Source organism: Escherichia sp. KS167_9B (assembly GCF_030295215.1).
Taxonomy (GTDB): Bacteria; Pseudomonadota; Gammaproteobacteria; order Enterobacterales; family Enterobacteriaceae; genus Escherichia; species Escherichia coli_F.
Window position 1 is genome coordinate 1,253,964 of sequence record NZ_AP025754.1, and the last position, 16,081, is coordinate 1,270,044.

The 16,081-nt window shown below is 51.5% G+C and carries 16 protein-coding genes and 1 pseudogene; 6 read left to right on the top strand and 11 right to left on the bottom strand.

The window, feature by feature from the left end:
* Positions 1 to 125 precede the first annotated feature (125 nt).
* Genes torC through torD form a run of 3 tightly spaced genes read left to right on the top strand, consistent with a single transcriptional unit; the run spans position 126 to position 4,440 of the window.
* Entirely contained in the window at positions 126 to 1,298 is a 1,173-nt protein-coding gene (gene torC / locus QUE34_RS06185; protein WP_032302826.1) for a pentaheme c-type cytochrome TorC, read from the top strand.
* Positions 1,298 to 3,844, top strand: a complete 2,547-nt coding sequence (gene torA, locus QUE34_RS06190; RefSeq protein WP_103253238.1) for a trimethylamine-N-oxide reductase TorA — start codon at positions 1,298 to 1,300, stop codon at positions 3,842 to 3,844. The genes torC and torA overlap by 1 nt, the downstream gene beginning before the upstream one ends.
* Positions 3,841 to 4,440, top strand: a complete 600-nt coding sequence (torD, locus tag QUE34_RS06195) for a molecular chaperone TorD (protein ID WP_000209911.1) — start codon at positions 3,841 to 3,843, stop codon at positions 4,438 to 4,440. Before torA ends, torD begins: the two co-directional genes overlap by 4 nt.
* A 151-nt stretch (positions 4,441 to 4,591) precedes the next feature.
* Here torD and cbpM read toward each other — a convergent pair whose 3' ends face one another.
* Together cbpM and cbpA are read right to left on the bottom strand one after the other, a co-directional pair.
* Positions 4,592 to 4,897 (bottom strand): chaperone modulator CbpM, encoded by a 306-nt coding sequence (gene cbpM, locus QUE34_RS06200; RefSeq protein ID WP_000024566.1) that lies wholly within the window; start codon positions 4,895 to 4,897, stop codon positions 4,592 to 4,594.
* Positions 4,897 to 5,817, bottom strand: coding sequence for a curved DNA-binding protein (cbpA, locus tag QUE34_RS06205; RefSeq protein WP_000420641.1), 921 nt, complete (start codon positions 5,815 to 5,817; stop codon positions 4,897 to 4,899). Before cbpA ends, cbpM begins: the two co-directional genes overlap by 1 nt.
* Before the next feature lie 257 nt (positions 5,818 to 6,074).
* On the opposite strand from cbpA, the gene QUE34_RS06210 reads away from it, so the two are divergent.
* Together QUE34_RS06210 and agp are read left to right on the top strand one after the other, a co-directional pair.
* On the top strand, positions 6,075 to 7,328 hold the full coding sequence (locus tag QUE34_RS06210) for a hypothetical protein (protein WP_000535375.1): 1,254 nt from the start codon (positions 6,075 to 6,077) through the stop codon (positions 7,326 to 7,328).
* A gap of 294 nt (positions 7,329 to 7,622) precedes the next feature.
* Positions 7,623 to 8,864, top strand: coding sequence for a bifunctional glucose-1-phosphatase/inositol phosphatase (gene agp, locus QUE34_RS06215; RefSeq protein ID WP_032302828.1), 1,242 nt, complete (start codon positions 7,623 to 7,625; stop codon positions 8,862 to 8,864).
* Between the two features lie 37 nt (positions 8,865 to 8,901).
* Here agp and QUE34_RS06220 read toward each other — a convergent pair whose 3' ends face one another.
* Together QUE34_RS06220 and wrbA are read right to left on the bottom strand one after the other, a co-directional pair.
* Entirely contained in the window at positions 8,902 to 9,129 is a 228-nt protein-coding gene (locus tag QUE34_RS06220) for a YccJ family protein (RefSeq protein WP_001143120.1), read from the bottom strand.
* Between the two features lie 20 nt (positions 9,130 to 9,149).
* On the bottom strand, positions 9,150 to 9,746 hold the full coding sequence (gene wrbA, locus QUE34_RS06225; RefSeq protein ID WP_001151437.1) for an NAD(P)H:quinone oxidoreductase: 597 nt from the start codon (positions 9,744 to 9,746) through the stop codon (positions 9,150 to 9,152).
* Between the two features lie 372 nt (positions 9,747 to 10,118).
* On the opposite strand from wrbA, the gene QUE34_RS06230 reads away from it, so the two are divergent.
* Positions 10,119 to 10,292, top strand: a complete 174-nt coding sequence (locus QUE34_RS06230) for a con-10 family general stress protein (RefSeq protein WP_001273658.1) — start codon at positions 10,119 to 10,121, stop codon at positions 10,290 to 10,292.
* Positions 10,293 to 10,549: 257 nt separating this feature from the next.
* Here QUE34_RS06230 and rutG read toward each other — a convergent pair.
* The 7 genes and pseudogenes from rutG to rutA all read right to left on the bottom strand — a co-directional run bounded on the left by rutG (position 10,550) and on the right by rutA (position 15,992).
* A pseudogene (gene rutG, locus QUE34_RS06235) lies at positions 10,550 to 11,878 on the bottom strand (pyrimidine utilization transport protein G).
* Positions 11,879 to 11,898: 20 nt separating this feature from the next.
* Positions 11,899 to 12,393, bottom strand: a complete 495-nt coding sequence (gene rutF / locus QUE34_RS06240; protein WP_001028095.1) for an NADH-dependent FMN reductase RutF — start codon at positions 12,391 to 12,393, stop codon at positions 11,899 to 11,901.
* Between the two features lie 10 nt (positions 12,394 to 12,403).
* Positions 12,404 to 12,994 (bottom strand): malonic semialdehyde reductase, encoded by a 591-nt coding sequence (locus QUE34_RS06245; RefSeq protein WP_032302831.1) that lies wholly within the window; start codon positions 12,992 to 12,994, stop codon positions 12,404 to 12,406.
* Complete coding sequence (gene rutD, locus QUE34_RS06250; RefSeq protein ID WP_105268729.1) at positions 12,991 to 13,803, bottom strand: pyrimidine utilization protein D; 813 nt, start codon at positions 13,801 to 13,803, stop codon at positions 12,991 to 12,993. Before rutD ends, QUE34_RS06245 begins: the two co-directional genes overlap by 4 nt.
* Before the next feature lie 7 nt (positions 13,804 to 13,810).
* The gene (gene rutC, locus QUE34_RS06255; RefSeq protein WP_001126793.1) at positions 13,811 to 14,197 is read right to left on the bottom strand and encodes a 3-aminoacrylate deaminase; all 387 of its coding nucleotides are present in this window, start codon (positions 14,195 to 14,197) and stop codon (positions 13,811 to 13,813) included.
* Between the two features lie 11 nt (positions 14,198 to 14,208).
* A complete protein-coding gene (gene rutB, locus QUE34_RS06260) occupies positions 14,209 to 14,901 on the bottom strand; it encodes a peroxyureidoacrylate/ureidoacrylate amidohydrolase RutB (RefSeq protein ID WP_032302833.1) in 693 nt (230 codons plus the stop codon).
* Positions 14,901 to 15,992, bottom strand: a complete 1,092-nt coding sequence (gene rutA, locus QUE34_RS06265; protein WP_001297176.1) for a pyrimidine utilization protein A — start codon at positions 15,990 to 15,992, stop codon at positions 14,901 to 14,903. The genes rutB and rutA overlap by 1 nt, the downstream gene beginning before the upstream one ends.
* Positions 15,993 to 16,081 lie beyond the last annotated feature (89 nt).

The following is a 16,081-nucleotide window of genomic DNA, read 5'->3' on the forward strand; positions in this document are numbered from 1 at the left end:
GAGTTTTACTCATTCTGTTCATATCTGTTCATATTCTGCCGTAAGCCGTTCATCCTGACCAGTGCCGCTGTTCATATTTGCTCATTAAGATCGCTTCACTAAACCATAATTTTACAGGGGCTATTATGCGGAAACTCTGGAACGCGTTACGCCGACCCAGTGCTCGTTGGTCGGTACTGGCGCTGGTCGCTATTGGGATTGTGATTGGCATTGCGCTGATTGTGTTACCTCACGTGGGTATCAAAGTCACCAGCACAACCGAATTTTGTGTCAGTTGCCACAGTATGCAATCGGTGTATGAAGAATATAAACAGTCGGTGCATTTCCAGAACGCCTCCGGCGTGCGAGCTGAATGCCATGACTGCCATATCCCGCCGGATATTCCAGGCATGGTGAAGCGTAAACTGGAAGCGAGCAACGACATCTACCAGACCTTTATTGCCCACTCCATTGATACACCTGAGAAATTCGAAGCCAAACGCGCGGAACTTGCCGAGCGTGAATGGGCGCGAATGAAAGAAAACAACTCGGCAACCTGCCGCTCCTGCCATAACTACGACGCGATGGATCATGCGAAGCAGCATCCTGAAGCGGCACGTCAGATGAAGGTGGCAGCGAAAGATAATCAATCCTGCATCGACTGTCATAAAGGTATTGCCCACCAGTTGCCGGATATGAGTAGCGGCTTCCGTAAGCAGTTCGATGAGCTGCGCGCCAGTGCAAATGATAGTGGTGATACGCTGTACTCCATTGATATTAAGCCAATTTATGCGGCGAAAGGCGATAAAGAAGCCTCTGGTTCTCTGCTGCCTGCTTCGGAAGTGAAAGTCCTTAAACGTGACGGCGACTGGCTGCAAATTGAAATCACTGGCTGGACGGAAAGCGCAGGACGTCAGCGTGTACTCACCCAGTTCCCTGGCAAACGCATCTTTGTTGCCTCGATTCGTGGCGATGTTCAGCAGCAGGTGAAAACGCTGGAGAAAACCACCGTTGCCGATACCAATACCGAGTGGAGCAAATTGCAGGCCACCGCGTGGATGAAGAAAGGCGACATGGTGAACGATATCAAACCGATCTGGGCTTATGCGGATTCGCTGTACAACGGCACCTGTAATCAATGCCACGGCGCACCGGAAATCTCTCACTTTGACGCTAACGGTTGGATCGGCACGCTCAACGGCATGATTGGCTTTACCAGCCTCGATAAACGTGAAGAACGCACCTTGTTGAAATATCTCCAAATGAATGCGTCTGACACCGCAGGTAAGGCTCACGGCGATAAGAAGGAAGAAAAATAATGAACAATAACGATCTCTTTCAGGCATCACGTCGACGTTTTCTGGCACAACTCGGCGGCTTAACTGTCGCCGGGATGCTGGGACCGTCACTGTTAACGCCGCGCCGTGCGACAGCGGCGCAAGCGGCGACTGAGGCTGTCACCTCGAAAGAGGGCATTCTGACCGGGTCGCACTGGGGGGCTATCCGCGCGACGGTGAAGGATGGTCGCTTTGTGGCCGCAAAACCGTTCGAACTGGATAAATATCCGTCGAAAATGATCGCCGGATTGCCGGACCACGTACACAACGCGGCGCGTATTCGTTATCCGATGGTACGCGTGGACTGGCTACGTAAGCGCCATCTCAGCGACACCTCCCTGCGCGGTGATAACCGCTTCGTGCGCGTGAGCTGGGATGAAGCCCTCGACATGTTCTATGAAGAGCTGGAACGTGTGCAGAAAACGCACGGGCCGAGTGCCTTGCTGACCGCCAGTGGTTGGCAGTCGACGGGGATGTTCCATAACGCGTCGGGGATGTTGGCGAAAGCTATTGCCTTACATGGTAATAGCGTTGGTACGGGTGGGGATTACTCGACCGGTGCTGCGCAGGTGATCCTGCCGCGTGTAGTTGGCTCAATGGAAGTGTATGAACAGCAAACCTCCTGGCCGCTGGTATTGCAGAACAGCAAAACCATTGTGCTGTGGGGCTCCGATTTGCTGAAAAACCAGCAAGCGAACTGGTGGTGCCCGGATCACGATGTTTATGAATATTACGCGCAGTTGAAAGCGAAAGTCGCCGCCGGTGAAATTCAGGTCATCAGCATCGATCCGGTTGTTACATCCACTCATGAGTATCTGGGACGCGAGCATGTGAAGCACATTGCGGTTAACCCGCAAACTGACGTGCCGCTGCAACTGGCGCTGGCGCATACGTTGTACAGCGAAAACCTGTACGACAAAAACTTCCTCGCTAACTACTGTGTGGGTTTTGAGCAGTTCCTGCCCTATCTGCTGGGCGAGAAAGACGGTCAGCCGAAAGATGCCGCATGGGCTGAAAAACTGACTGGCATTGATGCCGAAACCATTCGTGGACTGGCGCGGCAGATGGCGGCGAACAGAACGCAGATTATTGCTGGTTGGTGCGTACAGCGTATGCAGCACGGTGAACAGTGGGCGTGGATGATTGTGGTTCTGGCGGCGATGCTGGGGCAAATTGGCCTGCCAGGTGGTGGCTTTGGTTTTGGCTGGCACTATAACGGCGCAGGCACGCCGGGACGTAAAGGCGTTATTCTGAGTGGTTTCTCCGGCTCTTCGTCGATTCCGCCTGTTCACGACAACAGTGATTACAAAGGCTACAGCAGCACCATTCCGATTGCCCGTTTTATCGATGCGATCCTCGAACCGGGAAAAGTGATCAACTGGAATGGTAAATCGGTAAAACTGCCACCGCTGAAAATGTGTATTTTTGCCGGAACTAACCCGTTCCATCGTCATCAGCAGATCAACCGCATTATCGAAGGCTGGCGCAAGCTGGAAACGGTTATCGCTATAGATAATCAGTGGACCTCAACCTGCCGCTTTGCCGATATCGTACTGCCTGCGACCACGCAGTTTGAGCGTAACGATCTCGACCAGTACGGTAACCACTCTAACCGTGGGATCATCGCCATGAAACAGGTGGTGCCGCCGCAGTTTGAGGCGCGCAACGACTTTGATATTTTCCGTGAGCTGTGCCGTCGCTTTAATCGTGAAGAAGCCTTTACCGAAGGGCTGGACGAAATGGGCTGGCTGAAACGCATCTGGCAAGAAGGTGTACAACAGGGCAAAGGACGCGGTGTTCATCTGCCAGCGTTTGATGACTTCTGGAATAAGAAAGAGTACGTCGAGTTTGACCATCCGCAGATGTTTGTTCGCCACCAGGCATTCCGGGAAGATCCGGATCTCGAACCGCTAGGCACGCCGAGTGGCCTGATTGAGATCTACTCAAAAACCATTGCCGACATGAACTACGACGATTGTCAGGGGCATCCGATGTGGTTTGAGAAAATCGAACGCTCCCACGGTGGGCCCGGCTCGCAGAAGTATCCGTTGCATCTGCAATCTGTGCATCCGGATTTCCGACTTCACTCGCAGTTATGTGAGTCAGAAACGCTGCGTCAGCAATATACGGTCGCGGGTAAAGAGCCAGTATTTATTAGCCCGCAGGATGCCAGTGCGCGCGGTATTCGTAACGGTGATGTGGTACGCGTCTTTAACGCTCGTGGTCAGGTGTTGGCTGGAGCAGTGGTTTCTGACCGCTATGCACCCGGCGTGGCACGAATTCACGAAGGGGCATGGTACGATCCAGATAAAGGCGGTGAGCCTGGTGCGCTGTGCAAATACGGTAACCCCAACGTGTTGACTATCGACATCGGTACTTCGCAGCTGGCGCAGGCGACCAGTGCGCATACCACGCTGGTGGAAATTGAGAAGTACAACGGAACAGTGGAGCAGGTGACGGCGTTTAATGGCCCCGTTGAGATGGTGGCGCAGTGCGAATATGTTCCCGCGTCGCAGGTGAAATCATGACCACGCTGACAGCACAACAGATTGCCTGTGTCTACGCCTGGCTGGCGCAGTTGTTCTCCCGTGAGCTGGACGATGAACAACTGACGCAGATCGCCAGTGCGCAGATGGCTGAATGGTTTTCGTTGCTAAAAAGCGAACCGCCGCTCACAGCGGCGGTGAGTGAGCTGGAAAACCGTATTGCCACTCTGACAGTACGTGACGACGCCCGTCTGGAACTGGCCGCTGACTTTTGCGGCCTGTTTCTGATGACCGACAAACAAGCGGCGCTGCCGTATGCATCGGCCTACAAACAGGACGAGCAAGAGATTAAACGCTTGTTAGTTGAGGCAGGGATGGAAACCAGCGGCAATTTCAACGAACCGGCAGATCATCTGGCGATCTATCTCGAGTTGTTGAGTCATCTGCATTTTTCGCTGGGAGAGGGGACCGTTCCTGCGCGAAGAATCGACAGTTTGCGGCAAAAAGTACTGACGGCGCTGCAACAATGGTTACCAGAGTTTGCGGCACGTTGCCATCAGTATGACAGCTTTGGTTTTTACGCGGCACTAAGCCAGTTATTGCTGGCGTTAGTGGAGTGCGACAACCAAAACAGATAATGCCGTTTGTAGGCCAGATAAGACGCGTTGAGCGTCGCATTAGACATTAAGGCAGATCCGCCGGATGCGGCATGAACCTTATCCGGCCTACGGGGACAGTGCGCTTTGTAGGCCTGATAAGACGCGTTAAGCGTCGCATCAGGCAACAAACTCACGGATGAGCCACAAATCGGGAAAGCCGCTGGCGCAGCAGGCGGTTTTCCTGCTTCAGGTGCGCAATATCATCCATTAATGTTAGCGCCACCGCGATCCCCGGCCAGTCCAGTGCCAGTTCATGACGCAGACGTACCGCACGTTGCACCACAATGGCGGCATGGTCGTCAAATACCCAGGTTGTTTCCAGGCGCTCTCGCGGTTCAACCACCCCCAAACCGACAATTTCATTCAATTCCTCTTCAGAGATGCCGGTATGTAGGCAAAATTCGGTAATAGTAAAAGTCACCGTAACATTAGCCATCATGCTTTCCCCCAATCTTTACGTGGATCAAAAGACGACTGGGCGTCTGCCAGTTGCTGCCACAGCGCGGCCGTATTTTCATCCGGTTTCGGCGGCATCACGATTTTCAGTACCGCATACAGATCGCCGGTCTGTTTTTTGCTCACCAGGCCTTTGCCTTTAACGCGTAATCGTTGCCCGGCCTGACTGCCCGGCGGGATAGTTAGCAAAATGCTTTCTTTCAGTGTTGGAACGGTGACTTTAGCACCCAGCGCCGCTTCCCACGGGCTAACCGGCACCACTATTTCCAGATCCTGGCCGACAATATCAAACAATGGATGCGGCGCAATATGAATCACCAGCCACAAATCGCCATTTGGGCCGCCATTTTCGCCCGGCGTTCCCTGGCCTTTCAGGCGGATGCGTTGACCATTGCCGACGCCCGCCGGGATCTTCACATTCAGCGTTTTCGGGATTTCCTGTTCGATCATGCCAAAGGCGTTATAAACCGGCAGGTTATAGCTGATGGTACGCTTATGCTCAGTAAGCGTTTCTTCGAGGAATACCGCCACTTCGATTTCAATATCGTGGCCGCGTGTGGCGGGGCGTTGACGGCTCTGGCGGGCATGCTGACCGAAAATTGACGAGAAGATATCGTCAAAATCTTCGGCGTTAAAACTCTGACCGTCTCCATGCTGGAACTGACGGCTAAATTGCGGATCGTTGCGATGTTGCCACATCTGATCATACTCAGCGCGACGTTGTTCATCACTCAACACTTCCCAAGCTTCAGCGACCTCTTTGAAGCGGGCTTCGGCATCCGGTTCTTTGCTGACATCAGGATGGTATTTGCGGGCCAGTCGACGATAGGCGGTCTTGATTGTCTTGAGATCGTCCGTCGGTTTCACGCCCATGATGGCGTAATAATCCTTTAGTTCCATAGCGTTATCTCGCGTAAATCAACACAAATTGAAGGAACCCCTGTAAGGTAACTCCTATAAGTGTAGGGTAATCCTCAAAATTTCATATGCCAACACAGAATATGTTATTGAAATCATCGTGGAGAGGAGGTGGCGTCAAGATGGATTGCTGAGCATAGTTTAAACAGGTAAAAGGGTGAGCGATTTTTGATAGTTAAATCAGGCACTTTAAGCTTAACTAGGACGTCATTATTTATTAAATTTTATAGGCGCTATATATGGGTAGTAATATACATGGAGTAAGTTGCAGTGCTAATAATTATTTGAAAACAGCCTGGGCCGATATAAAAACCAGGCGCGAAGAAAATCAAAAATGTTCAATCACGCTTTTTGAACAAAAACTAGAGTGTTTTATGCGGTTGTACAATGAAATCATGCGGAAAGAAGAAAATATTTCATGCCTGGTGTGTGAATCACTAGAAACAGAATTAGAGGAAATGCAAAATGATAATGATTTATCTTCATTTATGAAAACATTACGTACTCATGATACAAACACTTATTCAGGGGATTCAGGAGGCATTACCTATACTATACAATATTTTCAAGAAAGAGAGCTTGTTAATATATCCTTGCCGGGTATGTTTTCACAGGCTATTGCAGGCTTTAAAAGTAGCTGTTGGTATAAATTTATAGCATATGTTGATATCTTAAATGAGTGTAATGATGTTTTTTCTGAGTATTGCTTTGATGATGATGAAATTACGAGTGTCCAGCCAAAACGGATAAATACGCCGGGAATATATGATTCAGTTACTGGTATTGATTTGTCTGGTATATCTTTTATTCAGAGTGAAATTAATCAAGCACATAAATTAAAATACGCGCCTGTAGATGGCGATGGATATTGTCTGTTAAGAGCCATACTGGTTATAAAACATGTTGATTATTCATGGGCGCTTGGTAGTCAAAAGACGCAAAAAGAAGTATACGACGAATTTATTAAAATTGTTGATAAACAAGTGATTGAGTCTTTTGTTGATGCAGCATTCTTTAATCTCAGGGAAGATATTAAGACATTATTTGGCGTTGATCTGCATTCTGACAACCAAATTCAGGATATGGGTAATTCTTTAGCGTCGAATTTTATTAAGTTTAAAAAAGAATTCATTGGTAGTTGCTTGAATGACGAAAGATGCATATTGCATTTACCCGAGTTTATATTTAATGATAACAAGGGTTCGCTTGTTTTAAATACCGACTCTCCGGAAAAGGTTAAAGCAGTGAAGAATTTCCTTGCTGTGCTTTCAGATAGCATTTGTTCATTGTTTATTGTTGCCTGTAATGTGGGATCAATCTCCTTGGGAAGTGAATCCTTTTCAACGGATGAAGATCTTGAGTATGGTTATTTAATGAATACTGGCAATCATTATGACGTTTACCTCCCTACTGAACTTTTTGCTCAGTCATACCAGTTAAACCATAAGGAAATGAAAGCGCAACTGGACTATTTAAATCGTTATGCCATCTAATGATAAAGACATGTGCTAAAATAGTTTTTATTAGTCTCACATTCTCTTTTTACTAGTAAATATTGCCCCTGTATCGATAACGTCGGTGATATTCTGTCTAGCCCATGGTGAAATCATCAACGGCGTACACGAGGCAGGGGCTAATCATGCATAGGTTGCGTCAAATCTTGCCTTTTTTTAATGACAAATATAGAAAAACAGGCACTCAACAAGCCATTTTGCGAACCTGTTCCCGGAAAAATGTCATATTTCTGTCACACTCTTTGGTGATTGATAACAAAAGAGGTGCCAGGAATGAACAAAACGCTAATCGCCGCAGCTGTGGCAGGGATAGTTTTACTCGCTTCAAATGCTCAGGCACAAACCGTACCGGAAGGCTATCAGTTGCAGCAAGTGCTCATGATGAGCCGCCATAACTTACGTGCGCCGCTGGCGAACAATGGCAGTGTGCTGGAACAATCCACACCGAATAAATGGCCAGAATGGGACGTCCCCGGTGGGCAGCTCACCACCAAAGGCGGTGTGCTGGAAGTGTATATGGGCCACTATATGCGTGAGTGGCTGGCAGAGCAGGGGATGGTGAATTCGGGGGAATGCCCGCCGCCGGACACCGTTTATGCCTATGCCAACAGCCTGCAACGTACCGTCGCAACCGCGCAGTTCTTTATTACTGGCGCATTCCCTGGGTGTGACATTCCAGTCCACCACCAGGAAAAAATGGGCACCATGGACCCAACCTTTAACCCGGTGATCACCGATGATTCCGCCGCATTCAGTGAACAGGCGGTGGCGGCAATGGAGAAAGAGCTCGGCAAACTCCAGCTTACCGACAGCTACAAGCTACTGGAAAAAATCGTTAACTATAAAGATTCTCCTGCCTGTAAAGAGAAGCAACAGTGTTCGCTTGTAGATGGAAAAAACACCTTTAGCGCGAAGTATCAACAAGAACCGGGCGTTTCCGGGCCGCTGAAAGTCGGCAACTCGCTGGTAGATGCGTTTACTTTGCAATACTACGAAGGTTTCCCGATGGATCAGGTGGCGTGGGGAGAAATCAAATCTGACCAACAGTGGAAAGTGTTGTCGAAGCTGAAAAACGGTTACCAGGATAGCCTGTTTACCTCACCGGAAGTGGCGCGCAATGTTGCGAAACCACTGGTCAGTTATATCGACAAAGCGCTGGTGACAGATCGCGCCAGTGCACCAAAAATCACTGTGCTGGTGGGGCACGACTCAAACATTGCCTCTCTGTTAACGGCACTTGATTTCAAACCGTATCAGTTGCATGACCAGAACGAACGCACGCCCATCGGCGGCAAAATCGTTTTCCAGCGTTGGCATGACAGCAAAGCTAATCGCGATTTGATGAAAATTGAATATGTGTATCAGAGTTCGGAACAGTTGCGTAATGCCGACGCGTTAACGTTGCAGGCTCCGGCTCAGCGCGTGACGCTGGAATTAAGCGGTTGCCCGATAGATGCCAACGGTTTTTGCCCAATGGATAAGTTTGATAGCGTGTTGAATGAAGCGGTGAAATAACAGAAAACTCCCCCGCGTGAAGCGGGGGAGTCGCTGATTAAACGTTTTTACGTTCGATGGTCTGTTCGCCCCAAAAAAGCGAATCTTTATCGGTTTTAGCAAAGGCTTTAACTAACACTTCATCGCTACCTTCTTCCCAAATCTTTTCCGCCATTTTTTCGTCGTACCCGGCGACTTCGAAAATGGCCTCGGCTATTTCCGGCGACGTATTGCGCAGAGATGCCCATTCACCGACGTGATGAGCTTTCGCTTCTTGAGTTGGCATGCGTATCCTCCTGTTGAAGATTAGCCGTTAAGTTTAACTGCCAGACCTGCGACATATTCCCCTTGATAACGAGCAATAGACAGTTCTTCCTGGCTGGGCTGGCGTGAACCGTCACCGCCTGCGATGGTGGTTGCGCCGTACGGCGTACCGCCGCGAACCTGTGAAACGTCAAATAATTCCTGCGCTGCGTAGCCAATGGGGACAATCACCATGCCGTGATGCGCAAGGGTCGTCCAGGTGGATGTGATTGTTTGTTCCTGACCGCCGCCAGTACCGGTGGAACTAAAGACGCTCGCCAGTTTTCCGTATAGTGCGCCGGAAGCCCACAGGCCGCCCGTCTGGTCGAGGAAGGTACGCATTTGACCGGACATGTTACCAAAGCGGGTAGGTGTACCAAAAATAATGGCGTCGTAATCGGCAAGTTCTTGCGGGGTTGCAACCGGTGCAGTTTGCGTTTTACCGCCTGCTTTTTCAAATAATTGCGGCGGCATGGTTTCCGGTACACGCTTAACGACAACTTCTGCGCCATCCACTTTGCTTGCACCCTCAGCAACTGCGCGTGCCATCGTTTCAATATGTCCGTACATGGAATAATAAAGCACCAGAACTTTAGCCATTTCTAACCACTCCTCGTGTTATCTCTATTCCGTAGCGATTCGCTACCACTTATTTAAAGATAAGACGTCCTTTTCAGAGTGCAAATTTCACAACCACTTATTTGATTTATAACAACTTTCACAAGCACGCAATTTTGTCGCAAAATGACACATTTTTATCTCATCGCGTTTTTTTAATCATAAGAGCGGCTTATGGATAATTATTGGAGATGATATCTATTCTCGCTAAGAAGCTGTTGCAGGATATTACCAAACGCGGGTCTGTCCGCGTCAGTTCACTAAGCTTAGTCCCACGTAGCGAAAATATGGCAGCCGCCATACGCCGCGTTAATTCTATGCAGTATGATGTCTATACCCAGACGGAGGTCAGTAATGGCAAACCATCGAGGCGGTTCCGGCAATTTTGCAGAAGACCGCGAAAGAGCATCAGAAGCAGGTAAAAAAGGTGGACAGCACAGCGGGGGTAATTTCAAAAATGACCCGCAGCGCGCATCTGAAGCAGGTAAAAAAGGTGGCAAGAGCAGTCACGGCAAAAGCGACAACTAGCCGGGCTAATCAATGACGCATGCATTTTTGTCTGTAGCTCGTCAAAAAACCATCACCGCCGGTTACCCCGGCGGTTGATACTGATGACAAATGTAAGCTTGCCTGATGCGCGATGCTTATCAGGCCTACCAGAAGATTGCAATATATTGAATTTGCACTGTTTTATAGGCCGGATAAGGCGTTCACGCCGCATCCGGCATGAACAATGCGCACGTTGTCAACAATCTGCACCGCCGGTAATCCCGGCGGTTTTCTGTTTATGGTTCCTGATGAACAACTTCTGGCGGAGGAACGTCAACCAACCTTCTGCTCAACAACGCATTGAGTAAAATCGCGCCAAAGGTTGCTGTACCGATCCCTCCCAACGTAAAACCGCCCAGCGTGAGAGCAAAATCACCCGCGCCCAGCACTAAGGTTACTGCGACCATAATCAAATTACCGTTCTGGCTTAAATCGACACGGTTTTGTACCCAGATCCGTGCGCCTGCGACGGCAATCAGCCCGAACACAACAATTGAAGCACCACCAATCACCGGTGCAGGAATGGTATGGATCAGCGCGCCAAATTTCGGCGAAAAGCTCAACAGCAAGGCGATGACGGCAGCAGCAACAAACACCAGCGTCGAGTAGACTTTTGTCACAGCCATCACACCGATATTTTCAGCATAGGTGGTTACGCCGCTACCGCCGACAGAGCCGGAAAGCATCGTTGCCAGCCCATCGCCCACGAATGCCCGCCCCATATATGGATCCATATTGCGTCCGGTCATCCCGGCGACCGCCTTGAGATGACCTAAGTTTTCCGCCACCAGAATCACCGCCACGGGCGCAATCAGCATCATTGCCTGACCATTAAAAGCAGGAGTGGAAAAATGTGGCAGACCGAACCAGGTAGCATGGCTGACGAGAGTAAAATCGACGGCTTTTCCCAGCCCTAAAACGTTGGTCATCACGCCATACAGCAGTCAGGCGACAATTAATCCTACGAGAATCAATAATCGCTGGATCATGCCACGGGTAAACACCGCCACCAGCCCAATACACAGCACCGTCATTACCGCCATCCAACTATCAAAGGCCGAAGCCGATACACTTTTCACTGCGATAGGCGCTAAGTTCAGGCCAATCGCCATCACCACCGCACCCGTCACAACCGGCGGCATTAGTCGTTCAATCCAGCGCGTACCGATTTTCATCACCACCAGGCCAATGACGGTATAAACCAGCCCACAGGCGATAATCCCGCCCAGCGCGATGCTGATATTCGGATTAATTCCCTGACCATTAAAGCCCGTCGCGGCGATCACCACGCCGACAAAAGCCGCGCTGGAACCGAGATAACTGGGGACGCGCCCGCCGGTAATAAAGAAAAACAGTAACGTGCCGATCCCCGACATTAAAATGGAAAGGTTGGGATCCAGCCCCATCAGAATCGGCATTAACACTGTCGCGCCAAACATTGCCACCGCGTGTTGAACACCCATCACTGCCGTTTGAGCAAACGGCAATCGTTCATCCGGCGCGACCACGCCGCTCTCTGTAGAGGTCGATTTTAACTGCCAGTGAGGAAAACCGAACATTGCCATCAGCTGTCTCCTTAAGGAGGTTAACAAGCAGGGCGCATTAGCGCGTGATAACTGCGATCAAACCACACCAGTCCGTAGGGAGTAGCGTGACGATGAATCGCTTCGATGGCGCAAAACAGAATGTCGTGAGTGCCGACGCTCACCACCTGGCTGATACGGCAGTCAAACGAAACCAGTGCTTCTTCCAGTTGCGGGCATCCGGTCACACCAGTCTGCCAGCGGGCGGCGGCAAAGCGGTGTTCCATGGGCGTTTTACCGCCAAAAAGGTTTGAAAGCGGCTCCTGCCCGGCGCTAAGTGTATTTACACACAGCGTCCGATTTTCATTGAATACCGGCCAGACGGACGCCCCACGATTCAGGCACACCAGTAATGTGGGCGGCGTATCGGTCACGCTGCAGACGGCGCTGGCGGTGAACCCGGCGCGCCCGGCTGGACCGTCCGTGGTGATGATATTGACCGCCGCGCCCATGCAGGACATCGCATCGCGAAAAGTTTGTTGATCGACAATGTTCATAGTTTGCTCCTTACAACAGCCCGCAGGCTTCTTCAAAGGACAGACGTGGCAGGCGCGTATAAAGCTTGCTGCTATCGCCATAGCCGATATTAATCAGCAGATTGCTCTTCAGCGTGCTGCCCGTAAAAAAGGCGTCGTCCACGTGTTGACGGTCAAAGCCGGACATCGGGCCGGTATCCAGCCCCAGCGCCCGGCAGGCGACGATCAGATAGGCCGCCTGCATGGAACTGTTGCGAAACGCCGTTTCTTCAGCAAGTTTTGGGCTGGAGGTAAACCAACTGCGGGCATCGCCGTGGGGAAACAGTTGCGGTAACCGTTCATAAAATTCGCTATCCCAGGCGACGATAGCAGTGACGGGCGCGGTCAGGGTTTTTTGCAGATTGCCGCTGGAAAGCGCCGGGCGCAGACGTTCTTTTGCTTCTGCAGTGCGGATAAATACGATGCGCGCCGGAGAACAGTTGGCTGACGTTGGCCCCCATTTCATCAGGGCATAAATCTCCCGTAACGTCTCATCGCTGACGGGTGTCTCCCGCCAGCCGTTGTGAGTTCGGGCGTCGGTAAACAGGGTGCTAAGCGCACCAGGGCTAACGGCTTCGTTCATAGCAATTCCTTACAGGCGGCTTCACGATGATGTAACAGGCTGGCAAGCCCGTTGAGCAACAGAGCATTAAACGTTTCGGGATCGGTCACGTTGCAGGCGTGTCCGCCATAGCGCATCACCATTTTCTGGCTATCGGGCAGGGCGGCATGAAGTTCACTGGAACAGGCTGAGGGCACCAGCAGATCATCACTGGCGCAGATGATTTGCACCGGGCAGCGGATGCGATCCGTATGGCGACTAAAGTCAGCACGTTTGAGGGCGTTAAGTCGACGCAGTAAATTGTTTTTGCCCTGAAAATGCGCCAGTGCCAGCGCGTCCTCCGCTTCAAGGCGAGGGGCGCGGGCCGCCATCCAGTCGGCGGGGTAGAGGAACAACGGCTGCGCTTCCACCCATGCCTGCGCGCCGCCGCTATGCAGTAATCGTTCGCGAACCTGAAAACAGCGGCGGGTATGGGCGTTTATTCGTAGCCAGCCGTTAACGCTGACCAGTGCAGTGACCGATGCGGGATAATCCAGCGCCAGCTGCATTCCCACCAGCGCCCCGAGCGCATGGCCGATCACCGCATAACGCTCAATCCCCACACTCATCAGCGCCTGATGCAGTTCCTCTGCCATCTGCGCCAAACTGTAGTCTTCCGCCAGCGTATCTGGATTATTTCCGGTACCGCTCTGGTCGTAACAGACTACCTGATACTCCTGATCCAGCACCGCCAGTTGCGGTAACCAGTAACTGCCGCTACCGCCAAGACCCGAAATCAACACCACTACGGGCGCATCAGCATAAGGGGGAGGTGAGAGTGAAAGTTTCATCGCGGCCTCACTTGGCGATATGCGCAATTGTGGCGATTTCCACCAGCGCGTCAGGTTTTACCAGTCCGCACTGAATGCAGAATCGCGCCGGTTTGTCACCCGGGAAAAACTCGGCGTAGATTTCGTTAATCGCGGCGTAATTTTTCCAGTCGGTAATAAAGATGCTGTTGAAGGTCACATCCGCCATCGTGCCACCCGCCGTCTCGATGACCTTGCGGATGGTTTCCAGAACGTGGCGGGTTTGCGCCTTTGGGTCATCAGCAAACAGCACGTTGTTATGTTGATCAAAAGCCAGCGTGCCGGAGACATACACCACGCCATCAGCCATCGTGCCGGGAACGAAGGGGGCCAGCGGTGCGCTGCTGCCAGCAGGAATAATTACGGATTTCGGCATCATTAAACTCCTTAAGCGATACGGGCAAAGGACGTGGGAGAAAGCGCGTCGCAGAACGTTTCGACGTCGCTCACCCAGCCAAAAAAGGTTTCGATATTGAACAACGCGGCTTTCTGCGCAAACTCCGGCCCCGCCTGGTGGGTTGCGTCTTCCAGCACCACGCCGAAATACTCCAGAAAAAAGCCGTCGCGCAGCGTCGATTCGACGCAGACGTTGGTAGCGATACCGGTGAAAATCAGGTGGCGAATTCCGCGGCTGCGCAAAATGCTGTCCAGCGGCGTATTGAAGAAACCACTGTAGCGCGGCTTCGGCAGCACAATATCGCCAGGCTGCGGCACCAGTTCATCCACCAGTTGATAATCCCAGGAGCCTTTCGCCAGCAATTTCCCCTGCAGCTGCGGCTGCTTACGCATGGTCTTCAGGGCGTTCGATTTATGAAAATTAGGTGAGCCGGGGCCGCCAGCCTCGACATACTGTTCATCCCAGCCATTTTGAAACCAGATGATCAACATCCCTGCTGCTCGCGCCGCGGTCACGGCAGTTTGGATATTGGCAATGACCGGGCGAGTGGTTGAGACATCAAAACCGGCGAGATCTAAGTAGCCGCCTGGTGTGGCATAAGCGTTTTGCATATCCACCACGATCAGCGCACTTTGCTGCGGATCGAAGGTAATGGCTTCCGGTCGAGCGGTTAAGGTTTTCATCACGCGACCTCCTGAGTAAGCGCGGGGAGATGGGCGCGGCACTGCATTAGCGGCTGAATACGCTCGCCGAAGGTTTCGATTCCCGACAGAAAATCATCGAAGGTCAACAGCACGCCTTCGGCACCAGGCACGCTTGCGACTTCATCTAACATGCGCGCGACACTGGCGTAAGAACCGACTAACGTCCCCATATTGATATTCACCGCCGAAGTGGGATCGGCCATCTGACGGACGTTGGTGTCAGTACCGGAGCGGGTATCTTTCTGACTTTGTTCGGTTAGCCAGCTTAACGCCTCTTCATCGGCACCCGCTTTATAGTGTTCCCATTTGGCGCGAGCGGCATCGTCGGTTTCGTCGGCAATCACCATAAACAACACATAAGAGCCAACGTCGCGCCCGGTTTGCTCTGCGGCCTGTTTCATCCGAGCGGCGGTCGGGGCGAAAGCCGTGGGCGTATTTACGCCTTTGCCGAAACAGAAGTTGAAATCGGCATACTGGGCGGAGAACGCCATGCCAGCGTCGCTTTGCCCGGCGCAGATCACTTTCATGGGTACGCTCGGTTGTGGACTGACGCGGCAATCATTCATGGTGAAAAAATCGCCTTTAAAATCGCTTTTCCCCGTGCCCCATAGGTCGCGCAGCACCTGAACATATTCGGTGAGATAGTCGTAACGACGGGAGAAATAGTCATCGCCAGGCCAGATACCCATCTGCTCATACTCGGGCTTTTGCCAGCCAGTCACGAGGTTGACGCCAAAACGCCCGCCAGAGATGGAGTCAATGGTTGCGGCCATACGGGCGACGATTGCCGGAGGTAACGTTAAGGTGGCGGCAGTGGCGTAAATCTGAATGCGCGAGGTGACGGCCGCCAGCCCCGCCATCAAGGTGAACGACTCAAGGTTGTGATCCCAGAACTCAGTTTTGCCGCCAAAGCCACGCAGTTTGATCATCGACAGGGCGAAGTCGAAATGGTAGTGCTCCGCTTTTTGCACAATGGCTTTATTCAGTTCAAAGGTCGGCATGTACTGCGGCGCGTGGGTCGAAATGAGCCAGCCGTTGTTGCCAATAGGTACGAATACGCCAATTTTCATCATCAACCTCTCTTCGTCTCGTAAAGTGAAAGTCAGACGGGGCGCTGCATCCTGCATATCCTTTTCAGCCGCGTAATGGTTTGTTTGCA